Origin of the sequence: Aeromonas sp. 82P, from assembly GCF_051919365.1 — a bacterium.
Lineage (GTDB): Bacteria > Pseudomonadota > Gammaproteobacteria > Enterobacterales > Aeromonadaceae > Aeromonas > Aeromonas veronii.
In genome coordinates this window covers 1,132,745-1,147,572 of the sequence record NZ_JBQBEV010000001.1, presented here as the reverse complement: position 1 = coordinate 1,147,572, position 14,828 = coordinate 1,132,745, and the positions used below count along the sequence as shown (strand labels likewise).

Annotated in this window: 15 protein-coding genes; 7 read left to right on the top strand and 8 right to left on the bottom strand. The window is 60.1% G+C overall.

Annotated elements, in window-relative coordinates; genetic code table 11:
- The first annotated feature begins 153 nt into the window (after positions 1-153).
- The 3 genes from ACTG2S_RS05365 to ACTG2S_RS05355 are packed head-to-tail and all read left to right on the top strand — an operon-like array spanning position 154 to position 2,599.
- Positions 154-972, top strand: a complete 819-nt coding sequence (locus tag ACTG2S_RS05365; RefSeq protein ID WP_042658540.1) for a DUF3100 domain-containing protein — start codon at positions 154-156, stop codon at positions 970-972.
- The gene (locus tag ACTG2S_RS05360; RefSeq protein WP_033114935.1) at positions 969-1,418 is read left to right on the top strand and encodes a hypothetical protein; all 450 of its coding nucleotides are present in this window, start codon (positions 969-971) and stop codon (positions 1,416-1,418) included. Before ACTG2S_RS05365 ends, ACTG2S_RS05360 begins: the two co-directional genes overlap by 4 nt.
- The gene (locus tag ACTG2S_RS05355) at positions 1,418-2,599 is read left to right on the top strand and encodes a M20 metallopeptidase family protein (RefSeq protein ID WP_421288790.1); all 1,182 of its coding nucleotides are present in this window, start codon (positions 1,418-1,420) and stop codon (positions 2,597-2,599) included. The genes ACTG2S_RS05360 and ACTG2S_RS05355 overlap by 1 nt, the downstream gene beginning before the upstream one ends.
- 90 nt (positions 2,600-2,689) lie before the next feature.
- Here the strand turns inward: ACTG2S_RS05355 and ACTG2S_RS05350 are convergent, their stop codons facing one another.
- The 8 genes from ACTG2S_RS05350 to ACTG2S_RS05315 all read right to left on the bottom strand — a co-directional run bounded on the left by ACTG2S_RS05350 (position 2,690) and on the right by ACTG2S_RS05315 (position 9,665).
- Positions 2,690-3,649, bottom strand: a complete 960-nt coding sequence (locus ACTG2S_RS05350) for a LysR substrate-binding domain-containing protein (protein ID WP_064338749.1) — start codon at positions 3,647-3,649, stop codon at positions 2,690-2,692.
- 135 nt (positions 3,650-3,784) lie between these two features.
- Positions 3,785-4,411: a LysE family translocator gene (locus tag ACTG2S_RS05345; protein WP_439983235.1), complete on the bottom strand. Its 627-nt coding sequence runs from the start codon at positions 4,409-4,411 to the stop codon at positions 3,785-3,787.
- Positions 4,412-4,515: 104 nt separating this feature from the next.
- The gene (gene ilvN, locus ACTG2S_RS05340) at positions 4,516-5,010 is read right to left on the bottom strand and encodes an acetolactate synthase small subunit (RefSeq protein WP_005311605.1); all 495 of its coding nucleotides are present in this window, start codon (positions 5,008-5,010) and stop codon (positions 4,516-4,518) included.
- Positions 5,010-6,728 carry an acetolactate synthase 3 large subunit gene (locus tag ACTG2S_RS05335; protein ID WP_439982101.1) on the bottom strand — a complete coding sequence of 573 codons (1,719 nt, stop codon included), beginning with the start codon at positions 6,726-6,728 and terminating at the stop codon, positions 5,010-5,012. Before ACTG2S_RS05335 ends, ilvN begins: the two co-directional genes overlap by 1 nt.
- A gap of 390 nt (positions 6,729-7,118) precedes the next feature.
- Entirely contained in the window at positions 7,119-7,271 is a 153-nt protein-coding gene (locus ACTG2S_RS05330; protein WP_005339147.1) for a hypothetical protein, read from the bottom strand.
- Between the two features lie 37 nt (positions 7,272-7,308).
- On the bottom strand, positions 7,309-8,418 hold the full coding sequence (locus tag ACTG2S_RS05325; RefSeq protein WP_439982099.1) for an MJ1255/VC2487 family glycosyltransferase: 1,110 nt from the start codon (positions 8,416-8,418) through the stop codon (positions 7,309-7,311).
- Positions 8,415-8,918 carry a phosphatase PAP2 family protein gene (locus tag ACTG2S_RS05320; RefSeq protein WP_274160121.1) on the bottom strand — a complete coding sequence of 168 codons (504 nt, stop codon included), beginning with the start codon at positions 8,916-8,918 and terminating at the stop codon, positions 8,415-8,417. Before ACTG2S_RS05320 ends, ACTG2S_RS05325 begins: the two co-directional genes overlap by 4 nt.
- Before the next feature lie 126 nt (positions 8,919-9,044).
- A complete protein-coding gene (locus ACTG2S_RS05315) occupies positions 9,045-9,665 on the bottom strand; it encodes a TetR/AcrR family transcriptional regulator (RefSeq protein WP_005349170.1) in 621 nt (206 codons plus the stop codon).
- A 408-nt stretch (positions 9,666-10,073) separates the two neighbouring features.
- Here ACTG2S_RS05315 and leuA point away from each other — a divergent pair, with 408 nt between their 5' ends.
- The 4 genes from leuA to leuD are packed head-to-tail and all read left to right on the top strand — an operon-like array spanning position 10,074 to position 14,821.
- Positions 10,074-11,636 carry a 2-isopropylmalate synthase gene (leuA, locus tag ACTG2S_RS05310; protein WP_005341192.1) on the top strand — a complete coding sequence of 521 codons (1,563 nt, stop codon included), beginning with the start codon at positions 10,074-10,076 and terminating at the stop codon, positions 11,634-11,636.
- Positions 11,637-11,692: 56 nt separating this feature from the next.
- Positions 11,693-12,778, top strand: a complete 1,086-nt coding sequence (leuB, locus tag ACTG2S_RS05305; protein WP_274160120.1) for a 3-isopropylmalate dehydrogenase — start codon at positions 11,693-11,695, stop codon at positions 12,776-12,778.
- A 33-nt stretch (positions 12,779-12,811) separates the two neighbouring features.
- Positions 12,812-14,209: a 3-isopropylmalate dehydratase large subunit gene (gene leuC / locus ACTG2S_RS05300; RefSeq protein ID WP_274160119.1), complete on the top strand. Its 1,398-nt coding sequence runs from the start codon at positions 12,812-12,814 to the stop codon at positions 14,207-14,209.
- 12 nt (positions 14,210-14,221) lie between these two features.
- On the top strand, positions 14,222-14,821 hold the full coding sequence (leuD, locus tag ACTG2S_RS05295; RefSeq protein ID WP_227095839.1) for a 3-isopropylmalate dehydratase small subunit: 600 nt from the start codon (positions 14,222-14,224) through the stop codon (positions 14,819-14,821).
- The last annotated feature ends 7 nt before the right edge of the window (positions 14,822-14,828 follow it).

The following is a 14,828-nucleotide window of genomic DNA, read 5'->3' as shown; positions in this document are numbered from 1 at the left end:
AGAGGGTTAAAGGGCATACCCCATGAAAAAATGCCATATGGCCAGCTTGATGAAGGTCACATACCTGCCCCTCTTAGCCCCCTATGATGCCCCCATCATCGGTCTGGACAACCCTGACGATGGCCACACATGGGAATAACAAGAGAAAAGACTATGCAGCAAACCAGCCCCCTCAAGACGGTCACGGTCAGCATATTGGCAACCGCCATGCTGATCTTTGTGGCCCAGTACCTGATAGGTAAACAGGAGATCAAGATCGGCATCGCCATCATTCCGATCCTGCCGATGCTCTTTGCCGTCATCATCGGCATGTGCATTTCCGCCAAGCCGATCAAGGATCGCATCCCCGGCTGGAAACAGCTCTTCACCGAGAAAGAAGAGGGCTTCTGCGGCAAGATGGTGGGCTTCAGCCTGCTGATCCTGGGTACCCAGTACGCGGGGATGATCATCCCCAACCTGAAGATGATCCTGAGCGTCGGCGTACCGCTGTTCCTGCAGGAGATTGGCAACCTGCTGCCGATCCTGATCGCCATCCCGCTGGCGGTGAAGTTCGGCTTTGGCCGCCGCGCCATCGGGGCCTGCTCCTCCATCAGTCGTGAGCCGTCCGTCGCGGTCATTCAGGGCAAGTTCGGCACCGGCTCTCAGGAGTACATCGGCGTGCTGGCCATCTACCTGTGCGGCTCCGTTATCGGCACCCTCTGGTTCAGCGTGCTGGGCAGTATCGCCCCGCTCACCGGCCTGCACCCGCTGGCACTGGCTGCCGGTTCCGGTGTGGGCTCAGGCTCCATGCTGAGCGCTGCCTCCGGCGCCCTGATCAACGGTCTCGACGAAGCGCTGGCTCAGCAGGTGCTGAGTATCGCGGCAGCCTCGAACCTGCTCTCATCTGCCCTCGGCGCTCTCTCCCTCACCTATCTGGGTCTGCCGCTCGCTGAAAAAATCTATGCCCTGACTGCCAAAGGAGAGAAAGCATGAAAAGCATCGTAATGGATATGCGGTTTGTCTTTCTGGCGATCCTGCTGGCCATGTTCACCCAGACCCTGACCACCGGCACCCCGCTCTGGCTGATGGGTGACAGCTTCATCGCCATGTCGCTGGTGGTGTTCGCTTCGCTGATTGCCAAGCGCTATCTGCCCTCCTCCCTGCCGGCGTTTGCCTATGCCACCATCATCGGCATTCTCATCTGCCTGCCGGAGACCCCGGTGCGCGGTCTCTTTATCGACGCAGTTGCCAAGATCTCCTTCCTCTCCTGCTGCGTACCGCTGCTGGCTTTTGCCGGTCTCTCGGTGGGCGGTCAGCTGGAAGAGCTGAAGAAGATGTCCTGGAAAGTGATCCTGATCTTCATGATCGTCTCCACCTGCTGCTTCTTCGGCGCCTCGCTGGTGGCCCAACTCGGCTTCTCCATTCAAGGGATCATCTGATGAACAACATTCACATTGAACCGGCCCTGCTGGCCCTGCGCGACTTCAGTCAGGAAGTGCGCCACCATCTGCACACCATTCCGGAGGCCTCCGGCGTCGAGTTCAAGACCTCGGCCTACTGCCGCGAGCTGATGGCAAGCTTTGGCTACCGCCTCACCGACTACCCGGGCTTCACCGGTTTTCACGGCGATCTGGTGGTTGATCCTGTGCTGCCGACCATCGCCTTCCGGGCCGACATGGATGGCCTCGAGATGCACGACATGAGCGACGTTGCGTTCAAGTCAACCCATGAGGGAATGGCTCACAACTGCGGTCACGACTCCCATATGGCGATCGCTCTGACCGCAGCCAAGTTTCTGGCCGCCAACCGCGATCGCCTGCAGTACAACGTCCGCTTTATCTTCCAGATGGCGGAAGAGGACATGCGGGTACCGGGCGCCGAGAAGATGGTGGAGCTGGGCTGCATGAAGGGGGTGGACGAGGTCTATGCCCTCCATAACGACGGCGCCATGGAAACCGGCACCATCAAGTTCAACCACGGTGTCATGTCCTCCTGGGGCTCCGCCTGGACACTGGATGTGCACGGTATCTCAGCCCACGGCTCGACCCCCCACAAGGGGCTGGATGCCATCCGCGAAGCGGTGCGGATCATCGAGGATATGGACTACATCGTTGCCAAACGCACCAGTCCGTTCAGCCCGGCGGTATTCGGCTGCGGCATGATCAACGGCGGCACCATCCCCAACGCCATCGCCGACCATGTGCAGGCGCGTGGCACCATCCGTGCCATGGATGCCGAGACCGACCAGATCCTGAAGAACAGCTTCAAGGAGATCGTGGCCCAGAGCGAACTGCGCGGCTTCAAGACCAAGATGGTCTATGCCGGGTATCCAGCGGTCGAGAACCACGCCGATGCCTGCGCCCGTCTGCTGCTAGCGGCCGCCGACGTATTACCCTCTGAGGGGATCAACGCTCAGGGTCAGCCGATGACCGGCAGCGAAGATTTCAGCTACATGGTCAACGCCTGCCGTGGCCGCAAGGGGGCCATGTTCTTCCTCGGCAGCGGCTGTCAGGCCAAGGGGATCTGCAACTACCTGCATGCGAATCCCTACTATCTAGACGATGACTGCCTGTTAGTGGGAGCCCAGATCTTTATCAATCTGGCGACCCACAGCGCTTAATCCCGTATACCGATAAAACCAGAAGAGAGGCCAAGGCCTCTCTTTTTTTGTCTCTGTATTTTTGCTCTGTACGCGGCAGACACCCCGCGGTTAGAGCCACGGCAACTCCGCCATATTGGTAGCGGGCGGCTGGTTGATAAGGTGCAGCTGCACCGTCTCCCGGCTGATATGGGGGGCGTAGAGGTGGATAAAGTCGTACATGTAGTCACGCAAATGGGCATGTTTACGCAGACAGATGTGGGTGGCACTCGAGGCGATCAGGTGGTCGATATTGAGGCTCACCAGAGCCTCCCTGTCTCCCTCGTCAAAGGCCACACTGGCAATCACCCCGACCCCCATGCCGAGCCGGACGTAGTGCTTGATCACATCGGTATCGGTGGCGGTCAGAACGGTTTTCGGCGACAGGCCGTGGCGGCTGAAGGCATTGTCCATCTTGGAGCGGCCGGTAAAGCCGAATACATAGGTGATGAGGGGATAGCGGGCCAGATCCGCCATTGACAGCGGCTGGCAGTCGATCAGCGGATGACCGTGGGGCACCACTACGCTGCGCCCCCAACGATAGCAGGGCACCGCGGCCAGCTCATCGAACAGATACATGGACTCGGTGGCGATCGCCATATCCACATCGCCGCTTTGCACCATCTGGGCCAGTTGGGCAGGCGCCCCCTGATGGAGCTGGATCGCCACGTCAGGGTAGCGACGACTGAACTCAGTGATCACCGCTGGCAGCTTGTAGCGGGCCTGGGTGTGGGTGGTGGCGATACGCAGCACCCCGCTGGTGGCCAGCTGCTCCCCGAGCGACAGCTGGTTGATCTGCTCCACCTGCGCCACTACCCCCTTGGCCAACTCCATCACCTGCTCGCCTGCGCTGGTCAAGCCGACCAGATTTTTCCCCTTGCGGGTAAAGAGGGCGAGCCCGAGCTCATCTTCCAGCATCTTCATCTGCTTGCTGAGGGTGGGCTGGGAGGTGTAAAGCTTCTCCGCCGTCGCCGAGATGTTGAAGTTGTTCTTCACAATCTCGGTAAAGTTCTTGAGCCGGGCGATGTTCATCTGGGCAAGGGATCTCGCTGCTACGGCCAGTGGGACTGGCCTGAAAAAGAGAGAGCGGGGCTGGCCCCGCAGCTGACTGCCGACCATACCACAGCGCGGCACACGATAATCTGCCCCAGGTCAGAAAGCGGCGAGCTAGTCGCTGGCGAGCTTGATCCCGAGTCCGACAAACAGGGTACCGATGCCCCGGTTGAGCCAGCGGCCGAGATGCTGTGACAACCGTACCCTGTGGCTGGCATAGACGGTGGTAAAGACCAGCAGGTGACACCAGATGATGCCGCCCAGATTGAAGATGCAGCCGAGCAGGATAAAGGCGAACGCTTTGTCGGGGGCATCCGGAGCGATGAACTGGGGCACGAAGGCGAGAAAAAAGAGCGCCACCTTGGGGTTGAGCACATTGGTCAGCACTCCCTGCCGGTAAATCTGGCCATAGCCGAGGGCTGGCAGGGTGGCCCCTCTCTCCATTGTACCCGTAGCCTGCTGGCGCAGCAGGGAGACCCCCAGATAGATGAGGTAGATAGCGCCAGCCAGCTTGATGAGGGCAAACAGTTCGGCCGACGCGCTGAGCAGGGCCGACAGACCGAGGGCCGCCGCCAGCACATGCACCATGACACCGGTGCCAATGCCCAACGTCGCGACCGAACCGGCACGCCACCCTTGCGAGCCGCTGCGCAGCATGACCAGCAGGGAGTCGGGTCCCGGCATGATATTGAGCAGCAACCCCGAGACCATAAACAGTGCAAGATCATGAATACCGAACATCATCCCTCCCCTCGTAAAGAAAAACCAAACAAAAAGGGCTCCGCAGAGCCCTCTTTCCTTTCACTCTGCGGCAGCTGACGCATCATCAGCTGTCCCGCCAGCCATCAGGGCCGCAACGCCTTGTCCGCCCGGGAGATACCGCAGACGCCGGAGCGCACCACTTCGATGATCTCGTTGGTCTGGGCGGCAGTCTTGATAAAGGCATCCAGCTTCTCGCTGGTGCCCACCAACTGCACCGTGTACTGCTCGGGGGTGACGTCGACGATCTGGCCGCGGAAGATATCCGCCAGCCGTTTCAGCTCGTCACGAGCCCCACCGGCAGCGCGCGCCTTGACCAGCGCGATCTCCCGCTCGATATGCTCCCCTTCACTCAGGTCGCACACCTTGAGCACATCCACCAGCTTGTGCAGCTGCTTCTGGATCTGCTCCAGCACCCGCTCGTCACCCATGGTGACTATGGTCATGCGTGACAGGGTGGGATCCTCGGTCGGCGCTACCGTCAGGGTCTCGATGTTGTAGCCGCGCTGGGAGAAGAGACCCACCACGCGGCTCAGGGCGCCGGATTCGTTCTCCAGCAGTACTGAAATGATGTGTCTCATCAGGTTCTCTCCGTCTTGCTCAGCCACATCTCATCCATGGCGCCAAACTTGATCTGCATCGGATAGACGTGCTCATCCGGGTCGACCGAGATATCCATGAACACCAGCCGATCCTTCATGGCGAAGGCTTTCTCCATAGCGCTCTCCAGCTCGGCCGGATCGCTCACCGCGATACCGACGTGGCCGTAGGCTTCCGCCAGTTTGACGAAGTCCGGCAGAGACTCCATGTAGGAGTGGCTGTGACGACCGCCGTAGAACATCTTCTGCCACTGCTTGACCATGCCCAGCGCACGGTTGTTGATGGAGATGATCTTGATGGGTACCCCGTACTGCATGCAGGTAGAGAGCTCCTGAATGTTCATCTGCACCGAGCCATCGCCGGTGACGCAGCAGACCACCGCATCCGGGTTGGCAAACTGGGCCCCCATGGCGGCCGGAATACCGAAGCCCATGGTGCCGAGGCCCCCTGAGTTGATCCACTGGCGCGGTTTGGTAAACGGGTAGTAGAGGGCAGCAAACATCTGGTGCTGGCCCACGTCGGAGGCAACGAACGCCTGACCCTGAGTCACCTTGTAGAGGGTCTCGATAACCTGTTGCGGCTTGATCTGGGTGGCCGACTTTTCGTAGGCCAGACAGTGACGGGAGCGCCACTGGTTGATCTGGCTCCACCAGTCCGCCAGCGCCTCCTTGTCGTTATCGAAGCCACACTCGCGGATCACTTCCAGCATCTGCTCCAACACGGTTTCCACCGAGCCGACGATAGGCACATGAGCCTGCACCGTTTTGGAGATGGAGGTGGGGTCGATATCGATATGGACCACGGTCGCATTGGGGCAGAACTTGGCCACGTTGTTGGTGACGCGGTCATCGAAGCGGGCACCCACGGCGAAGATAAGATCCGCGTTGTGCATGGTCTTGTTGGCCTCGAAGGTGCCGTGCATCCCCAGCATGCCGATAAATTGCGGATGGACGCCGGAGAAAGCCCCCAGTCCCATCAGGGTGGTGGTCACCGGCAGGTTCAGCAGCTCCGCCAGCTTGGTCACCAGATGGTCCGCATTGGCGTTGATGGCGCCACCGCCCACGTACATCACCGGGCGCTGGGCTTCTACCAGCAGCTTGGCTGCCCGCTTGATCTGCCCTTTATGGCCAGACTTGGTCGGGTTGTAGGAGCGCAGGGAGACTGTCTCGGGATACTGGTAGGGGAATTTTTCTTTCGGGTTCTGCACATCTTTGGGCAGATCCACCACCACCGGCCCCGGGCGGCCGCTGGCGGCAATGTAGTAGGCCTTCTTGATGGCCTCGGGAATATCGCTCGCCTTCTTGCACAGGAAGCTGTGCTTCACCACCGGGCGGGAGATACCGATCATGTCAGTCTCCTGGAACGCATCCTCACCGATCATGCTGGTCGGCACCTGGCCGGAGAGGATCACCAGCGGAATGGAATCCATATAGGCGGTGGCAATACCGGTAATGCAGTTGGTCGCTCCCGGGCCTGACGTTACCAGCACAGTCCCCACCTTGCCGGTGGAACGGGCGTAACCGTCAGCCATGTGAACCGCGGCTTGCTCGTGCCGCACCAAGACATGCTCCATCTTGCCGTTTTCGAAGAGAGCGTCATAGATGTCGAGCACTGAGCCACCAGGGTAGCCGAAGACGTGCTCAACTCCCTGATCTTCCAGCGCTCTAACCACCATCTGGGCGCCTGATAACATCTCCATGATAAAGCCCTCCAGGCTTTGCTCCGTTTAGCGAATCCCGCCGACGATGCCGTGCTTCCCGGCACAGCCCGATCCGTTTCTTGTTGTTATCTGAATGCAGATCAGTCCAATTCAGCCCCGTCGACAGTAGAAAAAAAGGATTTTTCCGTCATTCACCCGAAAATAGGGTGAAAAACCAACTTAACCCGCTTCATAACGCTTGTCCACGGCTTTATCTGACCAGAACAGTCATACATTTCAACCGGCTATTAACATTCAATGACTTGCCGCAGCGGCCGTGAGACAAAAGGGAAGGAAGTCGGGGAATGGCCAGCGGATCATTCCGCAGAGGGGAAAAACAACCACAAAAAAGCCCACCGCTCAGCGGTGGGCTTGATGCCGAATGATGACTCAGTTCTCCTGATCCGGCTCCGCCAGCCAGATCTGCTGATCCGGATCGGTCTCTTCACTGACCGAGATGCTGACACCCATATCGAGCAACTCGTGCAGGGTGAGATTGTCAGCCAGGTTCATGACTTCGCCGTTTTCATTGGTAAAGCGCATTTGCTCCGTCCTCTCCTTGGTGGGATCGCCTTTCAGTCTAGTCAACAACGCTCACTTGCGATAACCAGCAACTGGATAAACAGTCGCCCCCATCCAGCTCGCTCAGGCGATCACTCACCTCCTCCGGAAACAGGGTGCGCGCCCAGAGCCGCCGCGACAGAGAGGCCACGCTCTCGTCAGCGCCCGCCGCCAGCCAGCGGGCCAGCTCCCCCGCTACATCGGGGTAACAGACTGCCCCCGGCGAGGCGCTGTCGAGCCAGGTACGCACCAGATTGGCATCGAGCACATCCATCAGGGTCGCCAGCCCCATCATCTCAAGCGTCTTGCCATTGGTCAGCTGCTCGAACTGGCCGCCGAGGGGTTTGACCAACAGCTTCTTGCCGAGGGTGAGCGCCTCGGAAGCCAGCTCGAAACCCGCGTTGGATATAACGCCGCGACAACCGGTCAACACGGCGATAAATCCGTGCCGCGATGGTGGTTCGAAGCGCAGGTTGCGCCATTGGCTCGGGGTGCGAATGGCGGGGTGAAAGCAGACGAAGCGCTGCTGACCAAAGCGCGACAACAGGGCGGCGATCGCCTCGGTCTGCTCGAACGGCAGATAGACCAGGATCTCGCCGTTATCCGGCGCAGCGGCGATAGGGTCGATTACCGGCGGCAGCAAGGGGTGACCGAAGTGAAACCAGTGCAGCCCGAGCGGCTGATCCACAGGAGCAAAGTGGCGCATCAGCTGGCGGCTGACCCCATCCTCCCCCCAACGCGGGATGGGCCAGTTGAAGCTGGCCTGATGACTGACGGTGAGGCTCGGCTTGCCATAGCGGCGGGCAGCGTGGGCGGTCAGCGGCTCAAAATCGCTCACCACCAGATCGTATTCGCTGCAATCGAGAGCCCGCAGATCCCGCCAGAAGGTGAGCGGCGAGGCGGCTTGCAGGGTGCGCCACGGAGAAACTCGCCCCTCGTGGCTGACAAAAGTGAGGCCGGGAAAGGCGCGGTAGGCGCCAAACTCCTCCATGTCGAAGTAGCGGTCGGCAGGACGGCCGCTGAAGAGATAATCCACCTCGACCCCTGCCGTGCGCAGCGCCCGCGCCAGGGTGCGACTGCGACTGATATGACCGTTGCCGGTGCCTTGCACCCCAAACAGTATCCTCATGAGTAGCTCCAGCTGAGCGCCAGCACGGCGCAACCGCCACCCAGCAGGGCACCGGCTACCAGATCACTCAGGTAGTGCACCCCGAGCAGCAACCGGGATGCCCCCACCAGCGCCGCCCAGCCAAACAGCAGGGGCGCCCAGAGCGGAAAGCCGGTGGCCAGTATGGTGGCCATCAGAAAAGCGGCGGCGGTGTGGCCGGAGGGGAGGCTGTAACGATCGGAGGGGGTGATAAAGACCGGCAAGCCGACCGGCCGTTGCCGTTTCAGGCTGTTTTTCAGCAGCAGATAGAGGGGCAGTTCGATGGCGAAGGCGAGCAGCGCCAGTCGCACCAGCTCCCGCTCTGCCTCCCCCTGCCACCAGAGCAGGGCGGCCAGCACAGCGTAAAGCGGGCCATCGCCGGTACGGGAAATGAGACGACTCACCCTCGCCTGCTGCCGGTTGTAGCCGTGAAGCAGGCAGACCCGGCACACCTGCAGGTCCCATTGCTGGATCTTGTTCATATCCCCTCCTTCCCTGAAATCTGCTTGCAGAGTAAGAAGGCGGGATGACGTTACGTTGAACAAGGGATAACAGATTTATGAAAAAAGGGCCGAATGGCCCTTTTTAATCTCGATGTTGCGGCAAAATCAGTGGCTGCCGCGCAGACCGGTCTCCATCAGACGGCAGTTGTGGTCCGCCAGACGGGCCATAAAGTGCTCATCCACTTTCAGGCCAAACACCTGCTCGTAGAGATCTTTCATCACGAACGGCTGCCACATCATGCTGAGGAAGGAGATCTTCAGCATGTCAGGATCCAGGTTGTCACCCAGCTCACCGTTGGACTTCATGGTTTCCAGCAGGGCATCGAACTGCGGCAGCTGACGTTCCAGCAGGCGGTTCAGCACAAAATCCCGGCCTGGGCTCTTCTCGGTTGACAATGCGCTGGAGATGGCAGAGGTCAGCTCGCTGTTGGGCGCCATCACCTGATAGTAGGTGTTGAGCAGCTCGTTGAGGCTGTGATTGCTGTGTTCATCTTGCCAGGCATGGTCGAGGGGCTCGGCGACATCGCCCAGCACCGCTTTGTAAAGACCCTCTTTACTGCCGAAGTAGTAGTGGATCATTGCCAGATTGGAGCCAGCAAGCTCCGCGATTTCGCGTGTAGTCACCTTGCTATAGGGAGTATTGAGAAAACGCTCACGGGCGGCAGCAAGCAACTTGTCACGAATGTCAGAACGTCCGACCGGACGACCAGGTCTACGTTTTTCCATTTAACACCTCAGATAATTCAGCCAATGCTGATAAGTCGATCTGGTTGTGCAGAGAATAGAGCACAGCAGGAATGACCAGATAATCGGTCATGGGCCGAATATGGGACAAGGAAATTTGCAATCCTTTACAATCCGATTAAATACGTCAGCAGATTGCCCCTGACCTTCCGTGTTGACACAGCATAAAAATCTCGATATTGGTAAAAGCGTTATCGACTGGAAGGAATAACAACGTCGTGCGTATCGCCACCCCGCTACTACTAATCTCCCTAATCGCGTTAACTCGCGCGGGATCCTTGTAGCCGGGCTAAGGCATAGCCGGAATTTACAAAAACCCGTGCACCCTGCACGGGTTTTTTTATGCCGCCGCAGGATGCACGTTACCGAACTTAGGAAGAGGGAAGTCACATGTCAGATCGGGTCATCATATTCGACACCACCTTGCGTGATGGTGAGCAGGCCCTGGCGGCCAGTTTGACAGTCAAGGAGAAGCTGCAGATCGCCCAGGCACTGGAGCGGCTCGGTGTCGACGTCATGGAGGTGGGCTTCCCGGTCTCTTCTCCCGGCGATTTTCAATCGGTGCAGACCATCGCCCGCCACATCAAAAACAGCCGGGTCTGCGCCCTCGCCCGCGCCCTGCCCAAGGATATCGACGCCGCCGGCGAAGCCTTGCGGGTCGCCGAGGCGTTTCGCATCCACACCTTTATCTCCACCTCCTCCATCCATGTGGAGAGCAAGCTGAAAAAGAGTTTCGAGGATGTGCTGGAGATGGGGGTCGGCGCCATCAAGCACGCCTTGCGCTACACCGATGATGTGGAGTTCTCCTGCGAGGATGCGGGCCGCACCCCGATAGACAACCTGTGCCGCATGGTGGAAGCCGCCATCAAGGCCGGCGCCCGCACCATCAATATCCCCGATACCGTGGGCTACACGGTGCCGACCGAGTTCTCCGGCATCATCCACACCCTGTTCAACCGGGTCCCCAACATCGACAAGGCGATCATCTCGGTCCACTGCCATGATGATCTGGGGCTCTCGGTGGCCAACTCCATCGGCGCGGTGCAGATGGGGGCCCGCCAGATCGAGTGCACCATCAACGGCATCGGCGAACGGGCGGGCAACTGCTCGCTGGAAGAGGTGGCGATGATCCTCAAAACCCGCGCCGACCTGCTCGGGGTGCAAACCAATATCCGCCACAACGAAATTCATCGCACCAGCACCCTCGTCAGCCAGCTGTGCAACATGCCGGTGCAGCCCAACAAGGCGATCGTCGGGGCCAACGCTTTCTCCCATAGCTCCGGCATCCATCAGGATGGGGTGCTCAAGGCGAAAAATACCTACGAAATCATCACTCCCGAGAGCATCGGCCTGACCCAGAACAACCTCAACATGACCTCCCGCTCCGGCCGCCACGTCATCAAGCACCGGATGGAGTCCATGGGCTACGCCGAGAGCAGCTACGACCTCGACCACCTCTACGGCAAGTTCCTGACCCTGGCCGACAAGAAGGGGCAGGTATTCGACTACGATCTCGAAGCGCTGGCCTTCTTCAGCCAGATCCACGAGGAGCCGGAGCACTTCAAACTGGAGTACCTCGGGGTGCAGAGCGGCAGCTCGGTACTGGCCACCGCCTCGGTCAAATTGAAGGTGGGGCAGGATCTTATCTGCGAAGCGGCTACCGGCAATGGCCCGGTGGATGCGGTCTACCAGTGCATCAACCGCATCACCGGCTATGAGATCCGCATCGACAAATATGCCCTCAAGAGCAAGGGCGAAGGGGAAGATGCCCTCGGTCAGGTCGATATCGTCGCCGAGTACAAGGGACGCAAATTCCACGGCATGGGACTGGCCACCGACATCATCGAATCCTCGGCCCATGCCCTGCTCCATGTGATCAACAGCATCTGGCGCGCCGATCAGGTGGCCGAGCAGATGGAACGCAATAACAGCATCAAATCAGAAACCGTCTGAACAGGGCTCAGAACCAAACAGACGGCATGGAATGACAATATCAGGATGGAGAGTGTATGAGCAGTTATCGGATCGCAGTATTGCCGGGTGACGGCATTGGCCCGGAAGTGATGGCCGAGGCCATCAAGGTGCTGGAGAAGGTGCAGGCCAGGTTCGGCCTCGCCTTCGAGTATGATCGCCATGACGTGGGCGGTATCGCCATCGACAACCACGGCACCCCGCTGCCGCAAAGCACCATCAAAGGCTGTGAAGCGGCCGATGCTGTGCTGTTTGGCTCAGTCGGCGGCCCGAAATGGGAACATCTGCCACCCAACGATCAGCCTGAGCGTGGCGCCCTGCTGCCCCTGCGCGCCCACTTCAAGCTGTTCTGCAACCTGCGTCCGGCCCGTATCTACACCGGCCTCGAGCAGTTCTCCCCGCTGCGCGCCGATATCTCCGATCGCGGCTTCGACATCGCCTGCGTGCGCGAGCTGACCGGCGGCATCTATTTCGGCCAGCCCAAGGGGCGCGAGGGAGAAGGGGCGAACGAGAAGGCGTTCGACACCGAGGTGTACCATCGCTTCGAGATTGAGCGCATCGCCAAGATTGCCTTTGAGTCGGCCCGGGTGCGCAAGTCCAAGGTCACCTCCATCGACAAGGCTAACGTGCTCGCCTCTTCCATTCTGTGGCGCGAGGTGGTGACGCAAGTCGCCAAGTCCTATCCGGACGTAACCCTCAACCATATGTATATCGACAACGCCACCATGCAGCTCATCAAGGATCCGTCCCAGTTCGATGTGCTGCTCTGCTCCAACCTGTTCGGTGACATCCTCTCCGACGAGTGCGCCATGATCACCGGTTCCATGGGACTGCTCCCCTCCGCCAGCCTCAACGAATCGGGTTTCGGCCTGTTCGAACCGGCCGGTGGTTCGGCCCCGGATATCGCCGGCAAAGGGATTGCCAACCCCATCGCCCAGATCCTCTCCGCCGCCCTGATGCTGCGCTATAGCCTGGGCCAGGAAGCCGCAGCTCAAGCCATCGAGCAGGCCGTGGCCCAGACCCTGGCCGAGGGTTACTTCACCGCCGACCTGCATCAGGCCAGCGCCCGCCATCCGGTGCAGAGCACGTCCGAGATGGGTAGCCAGATCGCCGCCCGGATCTGAGCCGCATAACAGAGAACAAGGAAGAGAGAAGCAATGGCCAAGACCCTCTATCAGAAAGTATTCGACGCCCACGTGGTACGGGAAGTGGAGGGGGAGACCCCCCTCATCTACATCGACCGCCATCTGGTGCATGAAGTGACCAGCCCGCAGGCATTCGACGGCCTGCGCGCCATGAATCGCCAGCTGCGCCGCCCGGATCTGACCTGGGCCACCATGGATCACAATGTCTCCACCACCACCAAGGACATCGCCGCCTCCGGCGAGATGGCCCGCATCCAGATGGAGACGCTGGCCGACAACTGCAAAGAGTTCGGGGTTCGCCTCTACGATCTCAACCACAAATATCAGGGGATCGTCCATGTGATGGGCCCCGAGCTCGGCATCACCCTGCCCGGCACCACCATCGTCTGCGGCGACTCCCACACCGCCACCCACGGCGCCTTCGGCTCACTGGCGTTCGGCATCGGCACTTCCGAAGTGGAACATGTGATGGCCACCCAGACCCTGAAACAGGGCCGCGCCAAGACCATGCGCATTTCAGTCAACGGCAAGCTGGCCGAAGGCATCAGCGCCAAGGATGTAGTGCTGGCCATTATCGGCAAGGTCGGCCATGCCGGTGGTACCGGCTACGTGGTGGAATTTGCTGGCGAGGCCATTGCGAGCCTCTCCATGGAAGGGCGGATGACGGTGTGCAACATGGCCATAGAGCTGGGTGCCAAGGCGGGGATGATTGCCCCCGACCAGACCACCATCGACTACATTCGCGGCAAGGAGTTCGCCCCCAAAGGCGAGGCGCTGGAGCAGGCCATCGCTTACTGGCAGAGCCTCAAGAGCGATGAAGGTGCCCGTTTCGATGCCGAAGTGGTGCTGGACGCCGCCGATATCGCCCCGCAAGTCACCTGGGGTACCAACCCGGGGCAAGTGATTGCCGTTAATGAACCCATTCCGGCGCCGGAATCCTTCAGCGATCTGATGGAGCAGCAGTCAGCCCGCAAGGCGCTCGCCTACATGGACTTGCAACCGGGTCAGAAGCTCTCCGACGTTGCCATCGACAAAGTATTTATCGGGTCGTGCACCAACAGCCGCATCGAGGATCTGCGTGCTGCCGCCGCCATCGCCTGCGGTCGCAAGGTAGCCGCTGGCGTGCAGGCGCTGGTGGTGCCGGGCTCCGAGCAGGTGAAGGCGCAGGCCGAAGCCGAGGGTCTGGACAAGATCTTCATCGAGGCCGGTTTTGAGTGGCGCCTGCCCGGCTGCTCCATGTGTCTGGCGATGAACAACGACCGGCTGCAACCGGGGGAGCGCTGCGCCTCCACCAGCAACCGCAACTTCGAAGGACGTCAGGGCCGTGCCGGCCGCACCCATCTGGTGAGTCCGGCCATGGCCGCCGCCGCCGCCGTCACCGGCCGCTTCGCCGACATTCGCGCACTGTAAGAGGACATTTAGATGACAGGATTCAAACAGCATAAAGGGATCGTCGTCCCCCTCGACAGCGCCAACGTCGACACCGACGCCATTATTCCGAAGCAGTTTTTGCAGAAGGTAAACCGCATCGGTTTTGGCAAGCACCTGTTCCACGACTGGCGCTTCCTCGACGATGCCGGCCAGCAGCCCAACCCCGAGTTCGTGCTCAACCAACCGCAATTCGCCGGTGCCAGCATCCTGTTGGCCCGCGAGAACTTCGGCTGCGGGTCGAGTCGCGAGCACGCCCCCTGGGCGCTGGCGGACTACGGCTTCAAGACCATCATTGCCCCGAGCTTTGCCGACATTTTCTACGGCAACGCCATCAACAATGGCATGGTGCCGGTGCGCCTGAATGAGGAGGAGGTCGATGCCCTGTTCCAGCTGGTGGCCGCCAAACCGGGCATCGAGATCGAGGTGGATCTGGAAGCCAATCAGGTACGTGCAGGTAGCCTCTGCTTCGGTTTCGAGATCGATGAATTCCGCCGTTACTGTCTGCTCAACGGCTTGGATGCCATCGGTCTGACCCTGCAGCACGAGGCCGCCATCAGCGCCTTTGAGGCGAAGCAGCCGAGTTGGATTTAACGCACCA

What these genes read in the sequence shown, in the direction of transcription:
- ACTG2S_RS05365 (WP_042658540.1), top strand. Translation starts at nt 154, where the DNA reads ATGCAGCAAACCAGCCCCCTCAAGACGGTCACGGTCAGCATATTGGCA.
- ACTG2S_RS05360 (WP_033114935.1), top strand. Translation starts at nt 969, where the DNA reads ATGAAAAGCATCGTAATGGATATGCGGTTTGTCTTTCTGGCGATCCTG.
- ACTG2S_RS05355 (WP_421288790.1), top strand. Translation starts at nt 1,418, where the DNA reads ATGAACAACATTCACATTGAACCGGCCCTGCTGGCCCTGCGCGACTTC.
- ACTG2S_RS05350 (WP_064338749.1), bottom strand. Translation starts at nt 3,649, where the DNA reads ATGAACATCGCCCGGCTCAAGAACTTTACCGAGATTGTGAAGAACAAC.
- ACTG2S_RS05345 (WP_439983235.1), bottom strand. Translation starts at nt 4,411, where the DNA reads ATGTTCGGTATTCATGATCTTGCACTGTTTATGGTCTCGGGGTTGCTG.
- ilvN (WP_005311605.1), bottom strand. Translation starts at nt 5,010, where the DNA reads ATGAGACACATCATTTCAGTACTGCTGGAGAACGAATCCGGCGCCCTG.
- ACTG2S_RS05335 (WP_439982101.1), bottom strand. Translation starts at nt 6,728, where the DNA reads ATGGAGATGTTATCAGGCGCCCAGATGGTGGTTAGAGCGCTGGAAGAT.
- ACTG2S_RS05330 (WP_005339147.1), bottom strand. Translation starts at nt 7,271, where the DNA reads ATGCGCTTTACCAATGAAAACGGCGAAGTCATGAACCTGGCTGACAAT.
- ACTG2S_RS05325 (WP_439982099.1), bottom strand. Translation starts at nt 8,418, where the DNA reads ATGAGGATACTGTTTGGGGTGCAAGGCACCGGCAACGGTCATATCAGT.
- ACTG2S_RS05320 (WP_274160121.1), bottom strand. Translation starts at nt 8,918, where the DNA reads ATGAACAAGATCCAGCAATGGGACCTGCAGGTGTGCCGGGTCTGCCTG.
- ACTG2S_RS05315 (WP_005349170.1), bottom strand. Translation starts at nt 9,665, where the DNA reads ATGGAAAAACGTAGACCTGGTCGTCCGGTCGGACGTTCTGACATTCGT.
- leuA (WP_005341192.1), top strand. Translation starts at nt 10,074, where the DNA reads ATGTCAGATCGGGTCATCATATTCGACACCACCTTGCGTGATGGTGAG.
- leuB (WP_274160120.1), top strand. Translation starts at nt 11,693, where the DNA reads ATGAGCAGTTATCGGATCGCAGTATTGCCGGGTGACGGCATTGGCCCG.
- leuC (WP_274160119.1), top strand. Translation starts at nt 12,812, where the DNA reads ATGGCCAAGACCCTCTATCAGAAAGTATTCGACGCCCACGTGGTACGG.
- leuD (WP_227095839.1), top strand. Translation starts at nt 14,222, where the DNA reads ATGACAGGATTCAAACAGCATAAAGGGATCGTCGTCCCCCTCGACAGC.